The sequence below is a fragment of the Candidatus Poribacteria bacterium genome, from assembly GCA_026702755.1.
Classification (GTDB): domain Bacteria; phylum Poribacteria; class WGA-4E; order WGA-4E; family WGA-3G; genus WGA-3G.
The window spans coordinates 1-21717 of the sequence record JAPPBX010000076.1; the positions used below are offsets into that span (position 1 = coordinate 1).

18 protein-coding genes are annotated in these 21717 nt (G+C 47.5%); 3 read left to right on the top strand and 15 right to left on the bottom strand.

The features are described from left to right. The 10 genes from OXH39_13670 to OXH39_13715 form a co-directional block, all read right to left on the bottom strand. On the bottom strand, window positions 1-304 hold a 304-nt coding region (locus OXH39_13670), incomplete at its 3' end, for a hypothetical protein (GenBank protein MCY3551504.1). A gap of 184 nt (window positions 305-488) precedes the next feature. After that, window positions 489-3446 carry a hypothetical protein gene (locus OXH39_13675; GenBank protein ID MCY3551505.1) on the bottom strand — a complete coding sequence of 986 codons (2958 nt, stop codon included), beginning with the start codon at window positions 3444-3446 and terminating at the stop codon, window positions 489-491. A 417-nt stretch (window positions 3447-3863) separates the two neighbouring features. Next, window positions 3864-4289 carry a hypothetical protein gene (locus OXH39_13680; protein MCY3551506.1) on the bottom strand — a complete coding sequence of 142 codons (426 nt, stop codon included), beginning with the start codon at window positions 4287-4289 and terminating at the stop codon, window positions 3864-3866. Window positions 4290-4661: 372 nt separating this feature from the next. Next, entirely contained in the window at window positions 4662-5414 is a 753-nt protein-coding gene (locus OXH39_13685) for a phytanoyl-CoA dioxygenase family protein (protein ID MCY3551507.1), read from the bottom strand. 205 nt (window positions 5415-5619) lie between these two features. After that, a complete protein-coding gene (locus OXH39_13690; GenBank protein MCY3551508.1) occupies window positions 5620-6834 on the bottom strand; it encodes a DUF362 domain-containing protein in 1215 nt (404 codons plus the stop codon). A 70-nt stretch (window positions 6835-6904) separates the two neighbouring features. Then, window positions 6905-7648 carry a Uma2 family endonuclease gene (locus OXH39_13695; protein ID MCY3551509.1) on the bottom strand — a complete coding sequence of 248 codons (744 nt, stop codon included), beginning with the start codon at window positions 7646-7648 and terminating at the stop codon, window positions 6905-6907. A gap of 91 nt (window positions 7649-7739) precedes the next feature. Beyond that, window positions 7740-9803, bottom strand: a complete 2064-nt coding sequence (locus OXH39_13700; protein MCY3551510.1) for an AMP-binding protein — start codon at window positions 9801-9803, stop codon at window positions 7740-7742. A 17-nt stretch (window positions 9804-9820) separates the two neighbouring features. After that, a complete protein-coding gene (locus tag OXH39_13705) occupies window positions 9821-10426 on the bottom strand; it encodes a Uma2 family endonuclease (GenBank protein ID MCY3551511.1) in 606 nt (201 codons plus the stop codon). A gap of 126 nt (window positions 10427-10552) precedes the next feature. Further along, entirely contained in the window at window positions 10553-11704 is a 1152-nt protein-coding gene (locus OXH39_13710) for a cysteine desulfurase family protein (protein ID MCY3551512.1), read from the bottom strand. A gap of 69 nt (window positions 11705-11773) precedes the next feature. Then, complete coding sequence (locus OXH39_13715) at window positions 11774-12811, bottom strand: Gfo/Idh/MocA family oxidoreductase (GenBank protein MCY3551513.1); 1038 nt, start codon at window positions 12809-12811, stop codon at window positions 11774-11776. Between the two features lie 112 nt (window positions 12812-12923). Between OXH39_13715 and OXH39_13720 the strand changes: the two genes are divergently transcribed. Together OXH39_13720 and OXH39_13725 are read left to right on the top strand one after the other, a co-directional pair. Beyond that, window positions 12924-13493, top strand: a complete 570-nt coding sequence (locus tag OXH39_13720; GenBank protein MCY3551514.1) for a hypothetical protein — start codon at window positions 12924-12926, stop codon at window positions 13491-13493. After that, window positions 13493-14554, top strand: coding sequence for a cupin domain-containing protein (locus OXH39_13725; protein ID MCY3551515.1), 1062 nt, complete (start codon window positions 13493-13495; stop codon window positions 14552-14554). Before OXH39_13720 ends, OXH39_13725 begins: the two co-directional genes overlap by 1 nt. 165 nt (window positions 14555-14719) lie before the next feature. Here the strand turns inward: OXH39_13725 and OXH39_13730 are convergent, their stop codons facing one another. Both OXH39_13730 and OXH39_13735 read right to left on the bottom strand, forming a co-directional pair. After that, window positions 14720-16279 carry a hypothetical protein gene (locus tag OXH39_13730; GenBank protein ID MCY3551516.1) on the bottom strand — a complete coding sequence of 520 codons (1560 nt, stop codon included), beginning with the start codon at window positions 16277-16279 and terminating at the stop codon, window positions 14720-14722. A gap of 32 nt (window positions 16280-16311) precedes the next feature. Then, window positions 16312-17856, bottom strand: a complete 1545-nt coding sequence (locus OXH39_13735; GenBank protein ID MCY3551517.1) for a hypothetical protein — start codon at window positions 17854-17856, stop codon at window positions 16312-16314. Between the two features lie 511 nt (window positions 17857-18367). Between OXH39_13735 and OXH39_13740 the strand changes: the two genes are divergently transcribed. Beyond that, window positions 18368-18817 carry a hypothetical protein gene (locus tag OXH39_13740; protein ID MCY3551518.1) on the top strand — a complete coding sequence of 150 codons (450 nt, stop codon included), beginning with the start codon at window positions 18368-18370 and terminating at the stop codon, window positions 18815-18817. A gap of 112 nt (window positions 18818-18929) precedes the next feature. Here the strand turns inward: OXH39_13740 and OXH39_13745 are convergent, their stop codons facing one another. The 3 genes from OXH39_13745 to OXH39_13755 all read right to left on the bottom strand — a co-directional run bounded on the left by OXH39_13745 (window position 18930) and on the right by OXH39_13755 (window position 21436). Further along, window positions 18930-19118 (bottom strand): hypothetical protein, encoded by a 189-nt coding sequence (locus tag OXH39_13745; GenBank protein ID MCY3551519.1) that lies wholly within the window; start codon window positions 19116-19118, stop codon window positions 18930-18932. 162 nt (window positions 19119-19280) lie between these two features. After that, a complete protein-coding gene (locus OXH39_13750) occupies window positions 19281-19736 on the bottom strand; it encodes a hypothetical protein (protein ID MCY3551520.1) in 456 nt (151 codons plus the stop codon). Window positions 19737-20068: 332 nt separating this feature from the next. Further along, on the bottom strand, window positions 20069-21436 hold the full coding sequence (locus OXH39_13755; protein ID MCY3551521.1) for a sulfatase-like hydrolase/transferase: 1368 nt from the start codon (window positions 21434-21436) through the stop codon (window positions 20069-20071). Between the last annotated feature and the right edge of the window lie 281 nt (window positions 21437-21717).

A 21717-nucleotide genomic window follows, 5' to 3' on the forward strand; every position in this document is an offset into this window, starting at 1 on the left:
CACGCATCAAACTCAACAAATTATATCCAGCAATATAAATGTGACAGACTACTAGTGTGTTTATATCCATATCCTTGAGTGAGGCCATTACTTTATTAAGCGTGTTATGATTTACCTTAATTTCTTTTGGATCGGCGACATCGTCAAGACTCGGGGCAATTTGTCTAACTGCAGCAACAAACGATTTTTTGAAAAGATCTTCTGGCGTACTGTTGGTGTTGGTAAAGTGTTTTCGGATGACATCAACTCCACCAGCAATGGAGGCACCACCAGAAACAATAGTTATGAATTCAAGTATTGGCACAGATTTTTCCTCCTGCCGAGAGTCCTTTTCATAACAATTTTATTCGTTCACTATTTCTACTTCTTTTAGTCATTATAGCATATTTACACTGCCTATGCCAAGTTTAAAAGCAGCATGAGTCAAAGCGACTTCTGCTATATCAGGGTGAATCAGTAGGCGCGAATAGGAAATTAATTTTACCGATTTAATCAACATACCAACTCGGAAAAGCAATCCCCTTCTTCTTAAGCATCGCCAACTCCGCATCAAGGTCACACTTAGACTGCTTTCCACCGTGGATACTCGGCTCAGCGCAGAGCATCTCGCGGAGTGTTTGCATGGATTCAAGCACGTTATCGCTCGTAATTCCCAACACCTCTGTTAGTAGTCGGCGGTCTAATTCTTTGCGCATAGGGTCATTATCGCACTCATTGAAAGGCAGCATCCGTTTATACTTCAACTGTTCAAACACCTTTTCAGCGTTTGCTAACGCTTCATCGGAGAGTTCACGGACATCCAGCGTAGGGGTCGTCGCTAACGTTTTGAGTGTTAGAATACCGCGACCAGACTGCTGTTTTCCACTATGTATCCAATGACACATTAAGCCGAATGTTGAGTTGCACCACAGAGCGAAAGTAATCTCATGCTGTGGGTTTTCAAACGCAACGTTAGGTATCCTATTAACCCCAACCGAAGGAGTCGCTGTTACGAGTGCCAGGGTCGAGTTAGCATTAAATCTCAAGTACAAATTGTAATGAACTCTACTGTTTTTAGTCAGGATTTTTTGAAGGTTCTCCTCTGCGTTCCTGCGCGGAATCCCCCTGGAATCAGGGTTAACCAGCATTGACCGCTGAGTTTCACTGTTCAAACTCCAGAGGCAAGGATATCCATCACCGTTGGTATTACCTTTAACCATCTCAAATGGTCCATTCTTTCCATAGACATTTTCTGGGTGCCATCCAACTTGAGCTATGTCCTCTACACGACAAATAGGAACATTAACCTTTGTTGTTTGCAAGGGTAGGTATATACTTCCTTTTTGTATACCGTAAACAGACTGAATCAACGCCATTGATTTTACGCGAGACACTCCCCAACCTTTACCAAGCGGAAGTGGACAGTCCAGCATTTGTCCAATGATGTCATTACCAATTTTAATTATATCACCGCCACTGGGAATATCTTCTAACCGCCGTGTGTTCTCGTTTCGATTAACATACTTTGCTATTTCCATTGCTTCTAATAAGCTTTGAGGGCGTTGATTCAGACACACGAATTTTCCTCGTCCACTGCTTTTGTCTGTTCCTTTCTTTGCTACCACAATGCATTCCGCCATGCCAGTATCCGCGGAAAACGCCGCGGCTGCTGTCTTTGCTTCAGCAATAGTGATCACTACGACTCTGTGATATTCCGATGCCAGCCTGTCTCGCATTTTTTGCATAGTAGATGATGTCAGAATCGTCGCTGGTAAAATGCAGCCCATAGTACCGCCGTGTTTAAGTTTCCGATCTGCAAGGTCTATAAAGTAGGAGGCGAGTCCACTCAATCCATGTGCTATCCGGGAGTCTTTACTTCGCAGCACTGCCTGCATTGCCTTCTTATCTTCTTCTGGACGATCACTTCCCTGGAATGTCGTTTTTGGTATATTACTACCTTGATCTGTTCCTGGTTTCGTAAACGGGGGATTCTGAACCACAATATCAAAATCATTATGCTGGAACGTCTGTTGGAGTCTAACTACGGTATTTTCCTCGCCACCTATTTGCTCTGCCTCTGTGTCAAATAGTTTTATATCATCAAGCAATTCCAACGAACCTATAGCATAACCCCTATTATCTATCATACCGTAAGGCGCAGTTACGATTTGCGTGCCGCCGATTTTGACACCTGCATACGTACTCGCAAGTGCAGCCGCTGTGAGGTGTGTCGCATTCGGCATAATATCTACACCACCGATGTGCTTCTCCAACATTCGCTGATGGATGTCCCTACCGTTGCCACCCGATTGTTCATACAAAGACAAGATACGTTGATAGACACCATTAAGGAGTGCCCCTGTTCCGCAAGCGAAGTCTGCCACTTTCGGGAGTTTACCTTTCGGCAGTTCAGGCATCACAAGTGTGGAGAGCAGCACCGCGCTTTCGGGGAGCGTATAGTTCGCCTTGACGTATTTCCTGTCGGTGATAAGTTTTTGGAACACAATACCAGCGAGTTCGTGAATCTGTGCAATACCGGTATCAACAAGATCTTTTGCAGCCTCACATAGCAGTTTTAAGATATATTTGACCAGTCTATCATCCGTAGCGAGTGCCTCAACGAGGTGTCGGGCATCCTCAAAGATTGGGCGATAATTAACCTTGAGAATCGTGTTCCAGTCCTCAATAACATCGGCATAATCAATTATCGGTAGGAGTTGTCGGAGTGAGCGAACAGATTCCATCTCTGCTTTACCGGCGAGGGAACTTTGAAAGACAAAAGCATCGGTGATAATCAATGCTGCCATACGGAGCGTCTGGACGTTCGGTTTTTCTTCTGTGTTATCTTCCGCTTTAGAGGAAACCTCTTGGTGCAGAATCGTCTCAATTTTCTTGGCGATGGCAGGATGATCAACGATAGCATCTTCAAGAAGGTAAGCTGCCTTGTTGATACTTTTCTCCATCTCTTCCGCTGCCTCTTCAAGTTGAGAGGTCGGCATTGCACCAACGTGGAGCGCGTTTGCTATGTCGCCTACAGTGCCTTTCGCCCATCCATTTTCTGGGAAGTGTCCTACGGTATCACCGACTGTATTGACGAGTTTGTATTGTAGGTCATCTGCAGCGCGTAGTTGTGGGTTGATATCCTTTCCCTGCATCGTCTTAAAACGGTCAGGATACAGGATTGCCATGACGTTATTGAGCGTTTTTCCAACGACGTGATATTCCGTTTCAAGCTCCAGAACAAGCCTTGTTTCTGCCTGTTCAATCAGATTTTTGGCATTAGTGGTGGTTGCGAATTTTGCTTCAATTCCGACGGGTTCTCTACCGTGTTCAATGACAATAGCATCAAGTTCGCTGTTGCCTCGGATGAAAGCGTTGACTTCCGTTTCGAGCTCCCATCCGTGGCGCATGTTTCGTAAGATGTTCACCAATTCATTTGTAATTGTTGTTTCGCGTCGGTTTGGCATGGTATTTTCTGTAAATATTTAGGCTTAGGTCATTAAAAGAAGGATGCGGATATGGTATCAGTATAGCATGTTAATTCTGATGAAGGCAAGTAAAACAGGACATAGCCAGAGTTATGCGGTTTTCTGTTGGTTCTATGGGAGCATCGCGAGCTGGAGCCCGCTCCTGTATGAGGAAGGGACAATTACCGATTTTGGGAATTAGGTGAGGTTAAAAACCCAGCAGGCAATCGCCTATGTCAGGGTTGCACTGTTGTGTCGTTGATATCCGGCAAGGTAATACGGTATCTATATTTGTAAAACCTACAATTAATTAGACATTGTAGAAGGGCGAGGTTACAAACCTCGCCAGCGATAGTGAGGTGTTTTGTGTTTTCCAAAGTGTCCTCTTATTTTCGGGTTTTACTATAGTTGGACTTCTCACAGTGGGGGCACCGGTTTATTCCACCGAGGTAGATTGACCATTACGAGATCAACATCAGGTAAGTGTTCTGCCAATTTCGGTTTAAATACAATATCCAGAAACTTCTCAATACCTTTTTGTATCTCTTCTGTGCCAATTACAGATAGGGTAGAAGCCCACGTAACGTATAATCGCGTGGGTTTATAGGCTTGAATTTCAGGATCTCTGAGATGTGCTTCCAATTTATCCTTGATAATCCCGCTTCCGACTTTAAGTACCGTGCGGTTGTCAATCCCTGTCCAGATGATGTAGATGCCGCTAATATTGACACTATGGTCACCGAGATGGGTCTCAAAACGACCATTGCTCAAGAGTTTTTCATTGAATTGACACCAAAGCGAGTTCTTAAGACATCTCTGCCACTGAACGGTTATCATTGTCATAATGGAATCTCCTCTTGTTCTCCTTTCAGAAAACGATTATTCAGTTCTCATACCATTTCTGAAAATAAATATCGCATGAACAACTTTTCTGAAAGGAAATAGGTGACACAAACTAAAAGTTTATGTTACAAGCACATTGAAAGGTATTCAATTAGAAATGGTATCAGATAACGACCTTTTATAGGTTATTGTCTAAAGGTCAGAAATTGCTAAAGCGTGCGCTTTAAGTTATAACGTGAGATTTACGGTTAAGGGTACAGGTTTATTGGTGAGGTTTGGAAGAACCTTGTGTGAGTTCTTCCTAAACCCTCGCCAGCGAAGAGGGGATCTATCATGAAAGGAGAAGTTAAGAAACCCCGTCAGCGAATGTAATTACCGCGCGGGTTGATCTGGGGGTTGAGGTTGGGAATCGAACCCGTAGATTCGGCGCATGGTGGGGGTAGCGCGCTCAACGACTTCCGGGTTGAGATGATGCACGAAGTCGAACATCGGTTTGATAAAAGAACGGCAACAGAAACAGATCAACGCGATGCGCTGTCGATCGGTTTTGTTGGCACCCGCGGAATGCCATATCGCACCGTTGAACAGAAATACGGAACCTTTCGGGGCAGAGAGTCGGACCTCATCGGGGTGGTGCGTCGTGCCGGGAGGTGGCTTGATTCGCTGAAGATGGATGCCGGGAACATGGCGTGTGCCGCCGTTCTCCGGTGTGAAATCGTCGAGCAGCCAGAGGCTGTTGGCGACCAGTGGGAAACTGGGCAGCGGCTCCGGCATAGACCCTAACACGCTATCAACGTGGTAGCCACCATCTGGTGCGCCCGGATCAATAATGTTAGAGGTAAGGGTGCTGAGCGTATAATCGGGACCGAGGAGATGTTCAAAGAAGGGCATCACCTTGGATCTGGCAACGAGTTTTTCATACATCTGTCCTTTGTTCACCAACCAGCGAACATGCTGTCCACGCCCGTCGGTATGTTGACGCGCCAACCCGTTCTGCTTCTCCTCCTCTGCCAACCTGAGTATATCGGTTCTATAGACCTCGATTTCCTCATCGGAAAGCACGTCTGGAATGACGATACATCCCTGTTCGTCCAGCTGCTTCTTTTGTGCGTCGGTGATACTCATCTTGAGTTCTCCTTTAAGCAAGTTTCAATATTAGATGGACGTTTTTGATCTTCGGATGAGTTGGAAAGTTGGAAGTATGGAAGTGTTTTTGCTTGGGTGTTTTCCTGGGAAGATAGCAAACATGGCGGTTCTTCCACCCTTCCTATTTTCCATCCTTCCTTAAAATCAAAATTTGTGCTTAAACCTCGCCAATGCACGATGAAAACTATGCAGCAAAGTTTTTCAAGCACTCCTCGTAGACGTTAAAACGTTCACCCTCATGCTCCTCAGCATCGACGAGTTTGAGCCAGAGCGCACTGTCCTTCTTTTCACCGCTCAGCTGCCGACGGCTGCCGAGATTCGATGGATCCGGTCCGCTCCAGACGACTTCGCCGCCTTGCATATAGATGAAGTTATCACGATACCGGTCAATAAGGTCTTTCTGGTTCTCTTGATAGACCAATCCCTGTTCACACGTCGTTTTCCGCCAATTGGCAACCGTTTCTGGCGTATCTGTTTCGACAGAATCAAATTCGGCTAAAGGTGCTTCAACTTCACTCTCCCAATCAATCTCGTCCAAGTTGACGGTGCCGTATCCACGCTGTGCGGCGATCAAGATATGGTTCCGATCGCGTTTGAAGGGCGGTGTGGGCCAATCAGATTGCGGATCGTGTCCCATTAGGTGCATGCCAACGGTATCTGTGGAGATCGGGTGATCGCCTGCGATGAGTGCGTTACAGATTCTGCCTTCGCCGCCCCATTCGCGTCCCCACTGTCCCGTTAATGCGTCGATAATATTGAGGCACGGTTTCGTGATAAGTGCCAGGTCCGGAAGCACATAGGAGAGACGGATGAGATGGTGGTAATAACTCCGGGTCCTGCCTTCTGGGAGCAGCATCGGCGGCAAACCGAATAGATTTTTGGTGCATAAGGTAATCCCCATGAAGGCGTGGTTCTTCATCTTCGCCACGGAGACGACCGCATCTGCATCGTCAAAACATGCACTCAGTGTATAGCGGTCGAACATTGAACCACCACCCGGAACATCATAGTCCTTGAAAGGTGGTAAGTTGGAATCAACGAACTGCACATCAAATTCTTTCAAATGGTGCAGGTAATTGAAATCAGGCGGCATCCGATGTCCGTGCGTGTAAGGGTTTGTGTCCGTCGCGATAAGCTGCGCGGTCGTATGCTCCTTAATCAGCCGCAGCACGGCACGACAGGTGGCATCATCTACCAATTCTCGCCGCCGACCCTCGTAATAGATAATCCGCTCAGGTGGCTTCATCATGTTGAATTTCATGACCACCTTCTTGGCGGTTTCAATCGGTTTCCAAGCACGGGTGAGCGGGTCGGTGATGCGACGGAGCGTTTGATAGATCTCCTCTTCCGTTGCGCGATAATCACAATGTGCTGCTCTAACTTTGAACTGTTTTTCCATAGTGGTTCTCCATTACAAGTGCGTGATTTTCTAAAATAGTACGAAATTTTGGGGCTGCGCGCATCAAGCGTTAGTTATCTGACAAGCGCGCTTTGAGATGCTCGAGTTCTTCGCGCAGGCGCGAGACTTCCGCTTCCGCTTCGGCGCGTGCGGCGGCTTCACGCGCGCGTGCGGCGGCTTCTTGTTCTGCGCGCTGCTCTGCTGCCTCTGCCGCCTCAGCAGGCGTTTGCAGCCAGTGTCCCATCGCCTCCGCATAAACGGCTAATCCTTCATCCAACAGATGGAACGATACGCCTAATGTCACAGAAGGAATACTACCATCTACATTCTCGGGTATCCGCTCATAAGTCTCACCTTTGAGGCGAAACCCCATCAGCGGTGTGGGCAAATAGCGTCTATCTATATCGCAGAGAAAATACTCTGGTATTCCCATTGACGCGTAATGTGCCATTTTATGCCCTAAGTCATTTTGAAACGTTCCTTTGCTCGAAAACTCCATCACGAAGTCTGGCGGCTTTCCCTCTTCCCACACCTTATAGGTGCGGCGGAGTTTCTTGCCTATACCGAAAGAGACGAGGATATCGGGTGAAACGGCTGTGCGGCTGGGGCCCTCTACATCATACATCATGAGAGTCCCGGAGACATAAGTATCCGGGTTATCCGCGAAGAAGCCGTCAAAACGTTGCCGTAAATCGATGATAGCCACTGCGTGCATATCCGTTTCAGCCATAGGTTTCCCATCCGATTCAGGGTATAGGTCGGCAGTTTCTGTGGGAGCGTAAGGGATGTGGCGTGCATTTGGGTGCGTTTCCATGAGAACATCTCCTTTTCCACAAAGTGATTGAAAAAACAAGTGTATGTCATTCGGGTATTTGTGTTAAGTATACCTGAAAAAACGACAGATGTCAATTTTTAGTAAAATTTCTTCTGGCGCGCAAAAGGCGACGCATAATTTTATTAGAAGCGGTTCGCGGCAACGCATCTACGATAACGACATCGTGAATTCTGAACAACGGATTGAGATGGGCGGAAAGCTGGGTTTGTAACGTTGCGTGAAGTTCTTGTTTTGTGGGTGCTGCTTCTGATGCTGCCAACACGGTGTAGATGACGAGTTGACTGGGACCGCCATCTTTCGGTGAGATAGCGACCGCCGCTGTCTCCTGGACCTCGCTGACGACGTTAAGCACTTCTTCAATCTCTGCCGAACTCACCTTGATACCGCTCAGGTTCATTGTATCGTCAACCCGACCGTGAACGCGGTATTTAATCCCCGCAAGCCAAGGCTCGGTTTCAAAGCCATTGCCTAACCGCTCAATTGCATCGCCGTGGCGGCGTAGATTGGGTTGCGGTGTCCCCGCAAAATAGACTTCGTTGTGGTCAGCGTTGAGCAAACTCGTAGAGAGACCGAGCGAGGGCGGGATGATGAAAGCCTCGCCGTTTTCTGTCGGTTCCCCGTTCCCGTCAAAGAATCGGAAATCCACACCGAGTGCTGGCGTTGTGAACATCGAAGGTGCAGCCGGTTGGACGCGTGTGCCAGTGATATAACCACCCCCGATTTCGGTGCCACCACAGTATTCAATTACCGGCTTATAGCCTGCCAAAGACATAAGGAAAAGCATCTCCTCTGGATTAGAACATTCACCTGTTGAACTGAACGCTCGAATCGCACGCCAGTCCAGCCCGTGCATACACCTCGTATTTTTCCATGCGCGCACAAGGGTAGGCACGACACCGAGCATGCTGACCTTTGCATTCTGGACAAAGATACCAAAGTCACGTCCAGTCGGAGACCCGCCATCATACAGGGCAATAGTCGCTTTGTTAATAAGACTGGCGTAGATGAGCCAAGGTCCCATCATCCAACCGAGGTTTGTGTACCATGCCAGCACGTCACCCGGGTGAATGTCGTGGTGTAGATAGGCATCTGCGGCGACTTTAATCGGTGTGGTATGTGTCCACGGAATCGCCTTCGGTTCGCCAGTGGTGCCGGAGGAGAAGAGAATATTGGTATGTGCATCAGGATGGCACGGAACAGCAGTGAAGGTCACCTCGTCACTAAGGAAGTCGCCCCATGTCGTATCGTCTTCACGTTGGATTCGCGCAACAGCGTCACCGCCTTCACAGGAAAAAACAATGGCTTTTTGAGCGTTCGCGGCGATCACTTTCTCATACAACGGGAGACGTTTACCTGCTCTGTTGATATAATCCTGCGTGAAGATGGCTTTTACATTGCCGATGCGGAGACGAGTGGCTATCTCGTCCGGTGCAAAACTATCGGCAATACCAACAACAACACATCCTGCTTTGACAATTCCTAAATAGACAGCGACAGATTCAGCAGTCATCGGCATGTCAATTGCTATCGCGTCACCTTGCTCCATACCGATTTCAACAAGTCCGTTTGCAACCCGATTTGTAAGAGATTCCAGTTCATGATAAGTGAGTGTTACCAGGTTTTCGTCGTTTTGGTGTCGCGCAACAATCGCGATGGCATCGTTAGGTGCATTAAAGCAGCTTTCAACAATGTTGAGCTTCGCAAGTTTTGTTGCGATACCCGTCGCGTCTCGTTGTGCCTTCGGATATACGTCTGCTGCTTTGATCCGCAATGTGTCGATCATCATCTGCCAAAACGTGTCACGATTGGCAATTGACCAAGCATGGAACTCAGGGTAGGTCTTGATGTGTAATTCCGCCATTAGACGCGTGATATTTGCCTCGGTGATGTCTTCATCTGTAGGAAACCAGGCAGGTGGGGGGCCGTGTGTCGTACGATCAAAGTCGGCGTATACCGTCTCATAAAGCAATTGGTGCAGGGCAAACGGGTGTTGTGGCGTGAGGATGTAGCGCGAAATTTCGTACCAGCAGGCTGTTGGGGACTGTGTTGGCAATATCCGGTTGACGGTTTCGGTTATCTGCAACGCCTCTGCTTTTTCCAATCCACAAGTGACGAGTTGCTCAACGGTCAGCATGAGATAGAGTCCCTTTTTTAGACGGTATGAGTGGTTTGAAGGACATCATCGGTTTCAAGTTCAATAAATCTGTAAACCTGATGCAAGGGGAGTTCCGCGCCGATTGAAACGAGCCGTAACACATCCTCAAGTGTGCTGAATTCGGTAAGCACCCATTGTTTGTCTTGACGAAGATAGTGGTCGACTTGAACCTGATCTTGTGAAATAAGGATGTATTCTTGAAGTGATTCCAGTTGCCGATAGCGTATGAATTTTTCGCCTCGATCATAGCCTGCGGTTGAATCAGAAAGTACTTCAATAATAACCTGTGGATTGATGAGTGTGTCGAAAGCATCATCCTCAAAACGCGGTTCATCGCGGACAACCGTGACATCTGGATAGAAGTAGGAGACACCTGCTCCAATACCGACGCGCATATTGCTCATCAATACTCTGCAATTCCCCTCTACCAGCTGGTTATAGAGATGAGTCGCAGTGTTCACTGTGATAAGGGTATGCGCGTTACTTGCCCCCGACATTGCGACGATCTCGCCGCTCAGGTATTCACTTTTGAGTGTCACCTTGCGTTCGGCAACGATATATTCTTCAGGGGTTAGGTAGGTTCGGGCTGCAATAGATGACATACGTATCTCCTCACTATGGGTTTAAATTCCACGATGAAAGTATAGCATAGTATCGCGGAAAATTTCAACTTGCCGAACACGCCGCCAAAAATCATCCGCAAGCGGAGCAAGGGACTTAGAGCATTACTATTCGGGTGCCAATGCCCGTAGCCGATTGACGACTTTTGTGACTTCATCTGCAACAATATCGACCTCTTCAGCAGTGTTGTAGCGTCCTAAACCGAAACGGACAGCAGTCAACGCCAGTTCATTCGGAACCCCCATTGCAACCAAGACATGTGATGCCTTCACCGACTCTGAATCACACGCTGATCCAGTTGACACTGCAACACTTTTAAGCCCCATCAGCAAAGCATGGCTCTGTACACCAGCAAAGCAGAGATTAAGATTACCCGGCAGACGTTGTTCTGGATGCCCGTTGAGATGGATGTCATCCAAGTGTGTAATTAACTTCTGATGGAGTGCGTCACGTAGCGTTGATACGCGACTTTTTCCCATTTCCATGTATGTCTTAGAAAGTTCACACGCTGCTCCTAAGCCGACGATTCCCGCGACGTTCAAAGTACCTGGACGAACACCCTCCTCCTGACCACCGCCATAGAAAAGCGAACGGGGTTGAGAACAATTTCTCCGGATGTAAAGCGCGCCGATTCCCTTTGGACCGTAAATTTTATGTGCCGTCAGAGAAGCGAGATCTAAGCCGAGTGCCGTCATATTCGAGGGCAGCTGCCCGATTCCCTGCACAGCGTCTGAATGAAAAAGCACACCGTGTTTTGCAGCGACCGCGGCAATGTCGGTAATAGGATTTATCGTGCCGACTTCGTTATTCGCATACATGAAACTCATCAGGATAGTCTTTGGGGTTATCGCGGCTTCAACATCGTCAGGACTTACCCTCCCATACTTGTCCACCGGAAGATATGTCGTTTCAAACCCTTCTGCTGCCAAAGTGTGACTGGTATCAAGAATTGCGTGATGCTCCGCTGTGCTTGTAATGATGTGGTTACCCTTTTCTCTACAGGCGTAGGCGATTCCTCTGATGGCGAGATTGTCCGATTCGGTTGCACCACTGGTGAAGATAATCTCTTCTGCTGAACAACCGAGTAATTCAGCGACCTGATGGCGCGCCTTGTCTACTGCGTCCTTTGCAGCAATACCGAACGGGTGTGTGCTGGAGGCATTACCGAAATGCGTGGTAAGATAAGGCAGCATTGCCTCTAATACTTCAGGGGCAACCGGTGTTGTGGCGTGATTGTCCATGTAAATGAGGTTATTCATGAGGGTTATCTCTTTTAGGACGCGTGAAAGGTGCCTGTGAAGGAACAGTGAACGGCGCGCCTACTACCTTTAAAGCCGTTCTCTGAACATGTCAATCATACCGTCGGGTGGATCAAACGGCAATTCAACGATAGTGTTTGTCAAACCGCTATAGTAAATTCCCAATAACAGATTGAATTCAGCGAGGGATTGCTTGAGGTGTGTCGGATGGACTTTGCTCTCGTCATCAAGCCACTCAAAAACCGCGTCCGTGAGTCCACCCTGGGCGATGACATCCTGTGCGCCGTAGTTCAGGTCGCCGCCTTCATATCCACTTCCGGGTAGATTCCGTTCCCAACTCTCAAACCGCCAATGGACAAATCCTTGTTCGCCGAACACACACACGCGTTTGTGTCGGTTGTTGCCAGTGTCGGGAAGCACACGTGGTGCCATCTCGGGGCCGAATGCGACTGAGGTTTGTACACCGTTTGCGTAAGTAACCAAAGCGGTAGCGTTTGCGGGTGAGGGTTGTGCAGAGTCGAGTTGTCCTGCCCCCGAAATTTGCCCCTGCACCTTCGCCGGGCGCGAGTTGTCAATGTAGGATGATACGAGTTGTAGGACGTGTGGTGCTTGGTCTACGGGCGGGTTGCGCGCACTCGCCTCAATAAATTTAATCGCACCGATTTTACCTTCCGCGACATCACGCTTGAGCGCGAGGTTTTGTGGATGGAAATTGAGTTGTGTATTGACAACGAACTTCGTTTTAGTGCGTTCGGCAAGTTCGGATATCTGCCGCCAATCTTCGCTTTCAACGGCGATCGGTTTTTCTACGATCGCTGCAGGTACACCGTGTTCGGATGCTTGGTTCATCAGCGGATAGCGGATACGTTCATTGCTGCCGCGTAGCACCGGGGCGGTAACGATGTGTAGCAGATCCGGCTTTTCTTTTGAAAGCATCTCATCGAGATCGGTATAGCGAGCGTCAATGCCGAATTCATCACCGAAATCGTTGAGCAGGTCTTCTTTCATGTCGCAGATCGCGGCGAGTTTCCCACCCTTGACGTGTTCATAGGCGCGTGCGTGTCCGCGTGCCCGTCCACGACATCCCAATATTGCGCTTTTATACATTTTTTTCTCCTTTTGCTTAACAAATACAGATACTACATTATATGTCGCGTGCAGTTTTAAAGCAACGTTTTTCGCAAATTTCTGCTTTAAAGAAACCGGGAAATGTGGTATAATGTCTTATAAAGATGAAAACATCAAGCGGGAGGAAAAGATGCAACGTTACCTTTCTATTTTCATAACGTTTTTTGCAATAGCACTCTTTGCAGGGTGCCAATCCAAGGCACTGCAGATGATTTTTGAACCGCAGGAGCTCTACAATTACGCCGTTACAGAAGGGGTCACTTGCACCTCACCTGAAATGATAGATGGCGATGTGAAGACGAGAGGATACACCAACGGACGGTGGATTCATCTAAACCTACCGACAGAAAAGGCGATTCATCGGATTACCATCAACGGGACTAATATTATAAACGCCATGATATACGAGAAATTGGAAGGCGAAGGACGTTGGCGTGCAATTATGCAGATTCAGAACAACGAGAGTCCAATCATTAAAATGCGCGTCAGTGGTGTTGTGACAGATGCAATCCGAATCTACGTCAGCGGCACCACCGATGATGAAAAACAAGCCAGTCGGTATGATCCGAGGCGTGGTGCAATTGTGCCGCAAATAAAGTTAGGTAAAGCCTTCATACACGAACTTGAGGTCTACGGACTTGTTTCAAAGGGAAAACAGTAATGAAACGTTCGATTTTTGAAGATATATACACTTGGGGGGTTTTTAGTCCAGAGCGACAGATAGATTTTAACGGGCATCTGTGGGTGCGCTCGGACGGAAATATTCTGATAGATCCGGTCCCAATGTCTGACGATGACCGAGAGCACCTGGCCGCACTCGGTGGTGCGCAGTCAATTATTCTGACCAATGCCGATCATGAACGCGAAGCTGCTGTGTTTCAAGAATGGACAGGTGCCGACGTGATTGTGCATGAAGCGGATGCGGATGCGTTGAACATCGCACCCACTCGAATGGTTCAGGACCGTGAGGCGATTGTGCCGGGCTTACACGCCATCCATCTGAGACACGGGAAAAGTCCGGGTGAAATTGCCCTCTACTTTCCAGAGAAACAGACCGTCCTGTTTGGGGACCTCGTAGTGGGTGAACCGATGGGAGCACTGACACTGCTTGCCGATGGTAAACTGAGCGATCCACCCAAAGCAGCACTTGAACTCCGCAAAATCTTGGCACTCCGCTTCAATACGATTCTCGTCGGTGACGGCCACTCTATCTTTAAAGACGCACGCCAACACCTCGTTGATTGCCTGCAAGCGCGTCGAGACATCTATATCAACAGAATCCATATTGATGAAATAGAGTGGCAGTATAAAAACGCCCCTCATCCTTACGACTTCGAGGACAAAGACATTGATCCGCTCATCGGTGGTAAAAATTTGGGATACCGCGTGATCCGTCTCCAACCGGATAAGATGAGTTTCCCGATGCATTTCCACAACTTCGGCGAGGAGATGTGCTATGTGATGGAAGGCTCCTGTACACTCAAGACCCCACGAGGCGATGTGGAAGTAAAGGAAGGGGATTTCATTGCGTTTCCACCGGGCACAATTGGCGCGCATAAGTTTGTGAATAGCAGCGATGCCCCAGTCACGCTATTCATTCTCGGTACGACTACACCACACGACGTAAGCGAATATCCTGATTCCAATAAAGTACTACCTTACGTCGTTGGAAAGATCTACCGTAAAGATCCGAGCCTGAGTTATTGGGACGGTGAAGTTTAATTTTTTCTGACAGGGGTCCCGTTTCGTAGATGGTCTGGTATTTCCTGCACATCTGTTTGACGGGTTTTACACACTTCTTTGAGAAAAAGGTAGCAAGACCTGAGTGTTGCCTCCTGCTACCTTTTCTGGTTAAAGTGTTGGATTTCGCTCAGGAGATGATGTTAATCACTGATGTGGCAACTTTTTCAAGATAGATTCGGCGGCTTGAATGTAATCTTGTTTCTTTCCATGTTCGACGACCTGCTGCAGAAACTCTCTCGCCATTGCTGCGTTGCCCCGGTAGTAGTATATCAACCCGATGTAGAATGTTTGTTCCTCACTTTTCCCAAAGCCTTGGGGCCAACCATTATAGTTGCTCAATGACCGCGTGAGGAATTCGTCGTTCTCAGCATAGAATCTTTCGTTATTCAAAACATAAGTCGTTCCATTCCACTTGTAGAGGTTCACCCATTCAGGATACGCCGCGCCCGGGATACCGTCAATAGATATTCTGGTGGGAATTTTAATTTCGTAGATACCATCGTTATCAAGGTCAACATATTCTATAGGGTCCTCCCTTCTATGAGAACTATAGACATTGCAGACTTCCTTGAACTCGCCGTTCTGGAAAGAAATCACAACCACCCCGTAATAAGATTCCACCCATACGTCTAAAGTGCCATCGCCCGTCAAATTAACGAGTCTAAACCAGACACGACCGGACAACCAAGCCCGACTACTGATCTCTTTTGGGAGGACGAAGGGCACACTCTGAAGTTCATTGGTTTTCGCTGGGACCTCTAAATCATAAGTCCCGGCATCAAAAAGTTTGAATAACGCTTTTTTCTTCAACGTGTCTGCCTCGTTCTCAGCAATGAGGAGAAACACTTGGACCGGTTCGCTGCGGGGTTCCTCATATCGTGTTTCAGTCGTGATTAGAACAATGTTCTCTTTTTGGGGCGTGTCATCAATATTTGCGGTGGCTCTCCTCTGGGTATCGTAATAAACTCCTTTGACAGGCGGAGGCGGAAGAAACCGGTGATACATTTGCCCCTCAGGATCAAACCGGGCCTGGTACCAGTAATACTCAACGTCAGCAGTTTTTGTGAGTTTCTCTCTGGTCACCGGGTACCGGCTGAAGACTTCCAGCCACTCGCCGTTCTCAAAAGAGATCAGCGCAACCCCGTGGGCAGATTCCACCCAAATATCTAAAGTGCCATCGTCCGTCAAATCTACAAGTCTAAAGGAAACAGTGTCCGGTTTATGAGCAGCTTCATGTATTTCCGAGAAGACGACCGGGCGGTTATGAAGTTCAATGAGTGTTGCTGCGGGGACATTCAACGGATGCATGCCTGTATCAAAAAGTTTGAAGAACGCTTTTTTCTCGAGTTTCCCTCCTTTCCTGTTCGCAATGAGGAGGAACGCGTGGCTCCGGTTGCCGAAGTCTGTACCACTACTGAAGAGTGTGCGAGGTTTTGTCTCGACAACGATTAAAGAAACAGTCTCTTTTTGGGGTGTGTCATCAATATTTGCGGTGGCTATCATCCGGACATGGTAATGAAATCCTTCGGGGGCGGGGGAAGGTAAAAAGTCGTAATACTCTACGAGATCATCATACGAGTAGTAGTAATAACTATAGTGGACCTGAGAAGTCGTCGTTTTGGCGGTATCCGCATTCACCACAAAAGCCGTAAGTATCAGCAAAATCGCAAGCCCAAGAAATGTGGTTTGACTGTTTTTTTTCATAGGTGTTGTCTCCGATGCGGTGTTTCTGCTTTTCAGTTGTGTGGCAAGTTTTTCAAGAGTTCTTCGGCGGCTTTCCTATAATCATCGTTCTTTGCATTTATGGCGACGCGCTGTAGCAGTCTTCTCGCCATAAATGTTTTGCCGCGATAGGCATATACCAAGCCGATATAGAAATGGTATATTTCCTCATTTCTTGAAAAAGGCTGCCAAAAAATATACTGCTCCAATAACCACGTGAGGAACTTGTCGTTCTCAGCATAGAATCTTTCGTTATTCAAAACGTAAGTTGTGCCATTCCACTCGTAGAGGCTCATCCATTCCAGAGCTGCCGCACCAGGGGCATCCTTGATATGTATGACATCAGGAATCTTGATTTCGTAGCTGCCATCGTTATCGAGGTCAACGTATTCTATTATCAGGTGCTCCCTTTTGAAAGAACTATAGGCACTGCAGACATCCACAAACTCACCCTCTTGGAAAGAAATCACAGCTACACCTTCGACGTGTTCAACCCAGATGTCTAAAATGCCATCACCCGTCAGATCAACAAGGTCAAAAGAGACATGCTGGAAACTCCAATCCTTACCGCTCCACCAAGGTTTCCCAAAAACGAAGGGGACACTCTGAACTTCAATGGTTTTCGTTGGGACATTCAAATCGTGAGTCGTTGCACCAAAAAGTGTGAATAACGCTTTCGTCTTGGGCAACCTGTCTATCTCGGTCTCAGGTTCAGTAATGAGGAGAAACGCTTGACTCCATGCGCGCCATTCGTGTTTTGAATTAACCACCATGAGAACAATCGTCTCTTTTTCGGGGGTGTCATCAATATTTGCGACGGCTTTCATCCGGGTGCCATAAGAGGTGCCTTCCGGGGGTGGGGTCGCCAAAAAGCGGTGATACTTTTGACCCTCAGGCTCGTGCCGGACATCGTAGCCGTAATACTCAACGTCAGCAGTTTTTGTGAGTTTCTCTCTGGTCACCGGGTAGCGGCTGAAGACTTCCTTGAATTCTCCGTCCTCAAAAGAGATGAGCGCAACCCCGTGGGCAGATTTCACCCACACGTCTAAAGTGCCATCGTCCGTCACATCCGCGAGTCTAAGCGACACATCGGTCGGTAACTTGAAACCGGAGGGTGGACTGTGAAGTTTGATGACTTCTGCTGCTGGGACCTCTGACGGATGCGTCCCCGTGTCAAAAAGTTTGAAGCAGGCTTTTTTTTCAATCTTTGATCCTTTCCAGTTCGTAATGAGGAGAAACGCTTGGATGTAGTTGTCGGATAATACGCCATTGCTGGAGAAGGTGCGCGGTTTTGTATCTACAACGATTAGCACAAGGAACTCTCTTTCGGGAGTATCATCAATATTTGCGGTGGTTGTCATTCGGATATGGTAATGGAGTCCTTCGGGTGTGGGGGAAAGTAAAAAGCGGTAATGCTCTTTGAGATAATCGAGGAGATAGTAATAACCATAATTGACCTGAGAAGTCGTCGTTTTAGCGGTCTCCGCATTCACGGCAGAAACAGTAAGTATCAGGGAAATAGCAAGCCCGAGAAGTATGGTTTGACTGTTTTTTTTCATGGGTGTAGTCTCCGTTTCGGTGTGTTTAATGTCAGGCACAGCGGAAGATAGGGAGGGTAAAAGCATAGAAGGTGATTCTCCAGCCTTCCGTTGCTTCCATCCTACTATAATTACACCACATTTTTAAGGAGAATGCAAATGTTTGGTATGTATAAGTCTTTGGCATTAAGTGAAAAAATTAGCACAACCTAACAGGGTAGGCTACAAAAGAGAAAACTAAATGACCCTGTTTCACTATACAGGGTCATTCAATTCTCGGTTTTGATTTTGGTTTTTGTTGACAGGTGTTAACGTTTTTTCGTCCGATCGCGAGCACAGCTCGCTCCTACAAGGGAATTATATTCATATTGGTAAAGTAAATGTTTAAAATTGAATGGCCCTGTTTCACTATAGAAGTCATATTGCGTAAAACATAAGGATATGGTAAAATAAAAATGCAGTGATGAGGCGGTTTATTGCTTATGTGCGTAAGTCCTATCAAAAAAAATATAAAGGAGCAAGCGAGGCTGAGATGACCAAGACAACTTTTAATCCAACCCGTTTAGAATTGCAACTGCGAAAAGCAGGTGTTTACCTACTGAAAATCCTATTATGTGTCGGTCTGTTTATAGGATGTGGCAGTGATATGGGTGAAGAACTGCCACCGCCGGAACCCGCAGTGCTTGTCAGGGCAATTCCTCGAGATGGTGATACAATTCCTGCGAACGGAGAAATCGCTTTGGAGTTCAATAAAAGACCTGAGAACCTCAACACCATTCCGCCCCGCATCTTTTACTTCGCAGATGAAGTGGACGCGAAAGTAAAGAGGAATATTAGCAGTTTGATTCTGGCGGAATTTCGAGGGGACAGAACAGTGATAATCTTTCCTTTCCCGATCGTGGTGCCTATAAAAGTGTTTTGGGGGCACACGGTTCCACAGCAGTCGGTTACACTGACTTATAGAGTTACAGCGCCTCAGTAACGTTGCCGCGCCAAATGGCGAGGTTCCAAACCTCGCCAGCGATGGAGGGCTCGGGGCCGCAGTAACGTTGCCGCGTGCCTGCGGACCCCTTGACTCTCGATTTCTGAGGATGTCACTCAACATTTACGGTCTTTTTCAGGCTTTCATAAGCTGCAGCATCGAAACCAAATTCTCTATAAATATTTCTCTTTGCAGTATTGAGGTCTTCGATCAAATTGCTAAGCGATGTGAACGGTGCTACACGTGGGAGTGCTGCAACGATGTCAGGGTAGTCGCCTAAAATGGATACCGCGAGGTGCATCAATCCTGCCGTTATGAAATTGTGGTGCTGCGAGTATATCGGTGTTCATAATAGTTTTCAGTCTTCAGTTTTCAGTTAAAGAGGTGTTTGTGGCAGTTGCAAACGTCTGGAGCTGCCATACGCATTAACTGGTAACTGACAACTGATAACTATTCCTTATTTTCATTGTTGATTTGAAGCTGCGTTAATTTTGGCTTCAATCTTTCGGGCGACCGACCTTGTGAACGGGAGTTGATTGATCCTGGGTCTTCCTCCCATGATGAAGACGAGAACATTGTTTTTGACAAACCAGATAGAGGCATTATTTTCAATGCGCCAGGTAGCATCCCCGATAACATCTTCGGGCCTGGGTTCGGGTAGATAAATCCCCGCAGAGGCGAGTGTGCCCATCCACTCGCCCGCGGCGGTTTTCGCCTCTTCGACGCTCCGAAACAACCAGTAGCTGACAGAAATATCTTCTTCGGGGCGCGTGCTATTCCAAGATTGTGAAAATCCATCTACAATCGGAGGGTGCTTTCTTTTGCCAGCAATAGCGAAAGAAGACCTAACATCGAGTTCCATAGTAGGTGGTAAATCGTTCGCTGTCAGCATAACCGCATCAAGTTTTCTGACTAACATATCGTCTCCTTTATTGAAAATATGACACCCAAGGGGTGCGATTACCAAAAGCAAAATGAAACTGATGAAACGGCATCGAAACATCATAAACAGAACCTCTTTTTTAATAGACACTGGTTACCAAAGCGTTTGCGTTCCACACAAACTGTCCACTCTTAAAGTTAGCGCGTTTATAATTGTCTCTGATCATATTAGTTGGCACTCTCGGGGTGCCTGTTTTATCGATTGGGAAAGCAAAGGAACGCACGTAGCCTTGAAACCTAAACATTCTCTGACTGTTAACTACTATTCCGCATTGTGTCGTCTTCAATTTTTTCTCGAACTCATGTTAGTTAGACATCTCTAATTTTTGATCTACGCACCCTTTGATTCTCTTTTGCCCGCGCATCTGTCAGTTTTGGATCGACAATCGCACGCAGGGCAACTTCCATTTCACTACGTTTTGCCGCATATTCAGGTTTTGGTGCCAAATCGTCGTTCTCCAACGGATCAACCCCTACATTGAACAATTGCGGTTCACTTCCGACGTAATAACACAGTTTGTAATTTCCTTGCTTGAGCATGAAACCAGCGTTAAGCATCCCCATGTGATGGTATTCTGAAAAGACGGCGCGTGTTGTTTCGTCTGCTTGGTGTTGGGCTATTTCCAACAAACTGTCGCCCGGTAAATCAGAAGGCGTTTCCAAACCGATGACTTCCAATAAGGTCGGTAAGACATCTATCAAAGAAACGTTTTGTGCCACGCGTCCGGTCTCGCTGGAAGGTAGGCGGAGCATTAATGGCACTTTCACCGCCGGTTCATAGAAGCACTGCTTCTGCCAGATGCCGTGGTGCCCTGCCATTTCGCCGTGATCGCTGGTATAGATGACGACCGTGTCTTCACGTAATGGCGACGCATCAATTGCTTCAAGTATCCTCCCAATCTGGGCATCAAGAGACGAAACAAGGGCGTAGTAGGAGGCTAAGGCACAACGTACAGTGGCTTCAGGTGGTGGAATGTCGTTCCGCCATGCCCAACGATGGTGCTGGATGAGGGGATGTTGAGATTCAAGTGGTTCGTTCCACGTAGCAGGCAGTTCAAGCGCGTCTGGGTCGTACAGTGAATAGAATTCCTGCGGCGCAATCAGTGGGAAGTGTGGATGCATGAATCCACAATAGAGCAGGAACGGTTCATTGTTTGGCGAAGACGCTTTTTCACGAAGGAAATCAACTGCCAAGTCTGTAACGTTTTGGTCATATCTCGTGTGTTCATGGTCCCCCGGTCCGCATTCAGCGACGTGTGAGTTGGAGCCGCGCCGTGCGTCCGAAGTGCGTCGTGGTGGACGACCAGTTGTGTGCCTCCACCGAGGTAGATCGTCAAGTAGGCGATGGGAGAAACCGAGAAGTCGATCCGTCCCATTGAAATGCGTCCGTCCGCATAACACGGTTTCATAATCTGCCTCTGCCAAATAGTCGCCCCACGTTGGGTACTGCCGATCCGCAATCGCTCCCAAATCCCACGCTTCAATTTGGTGCGGATAGCGTCCGGTGAGCATGGACAGGCGTGAAGGTGTACAGATTGGATAATTGCAATAGGCGTTGTCGAATGTGTAACTCTGCTCGGCGAGGCGGTCAAGATGAGGTGTGTGGACAATGGGGTGCCCACTATTTCCCATCACAGCACCGGCGTGTTCATCTGAAAATAGAAAAACGATGTTCATAGACACTCCGTTCGCTACAAAGCCGCATGATGGACGATTCTCTGATACCATTTGTAGAAGTGTATCCGATTTCGAGAAAGAAAGCGACAACAATTTGCATGCATTGTGAGATTTCTGATAGAATAGCGGACATTAGAAAGAACATCCGTGTCCTAATAAAACGTAGTTCATTCACCTCACCGAACCGCAAGGTAAATTAAAAAATGGGTAGCACGACAGCATCTCGACCGAATATCGTACTCATTATGTGTGATCAGTTTTTGTAACCAGAATCTCACCAA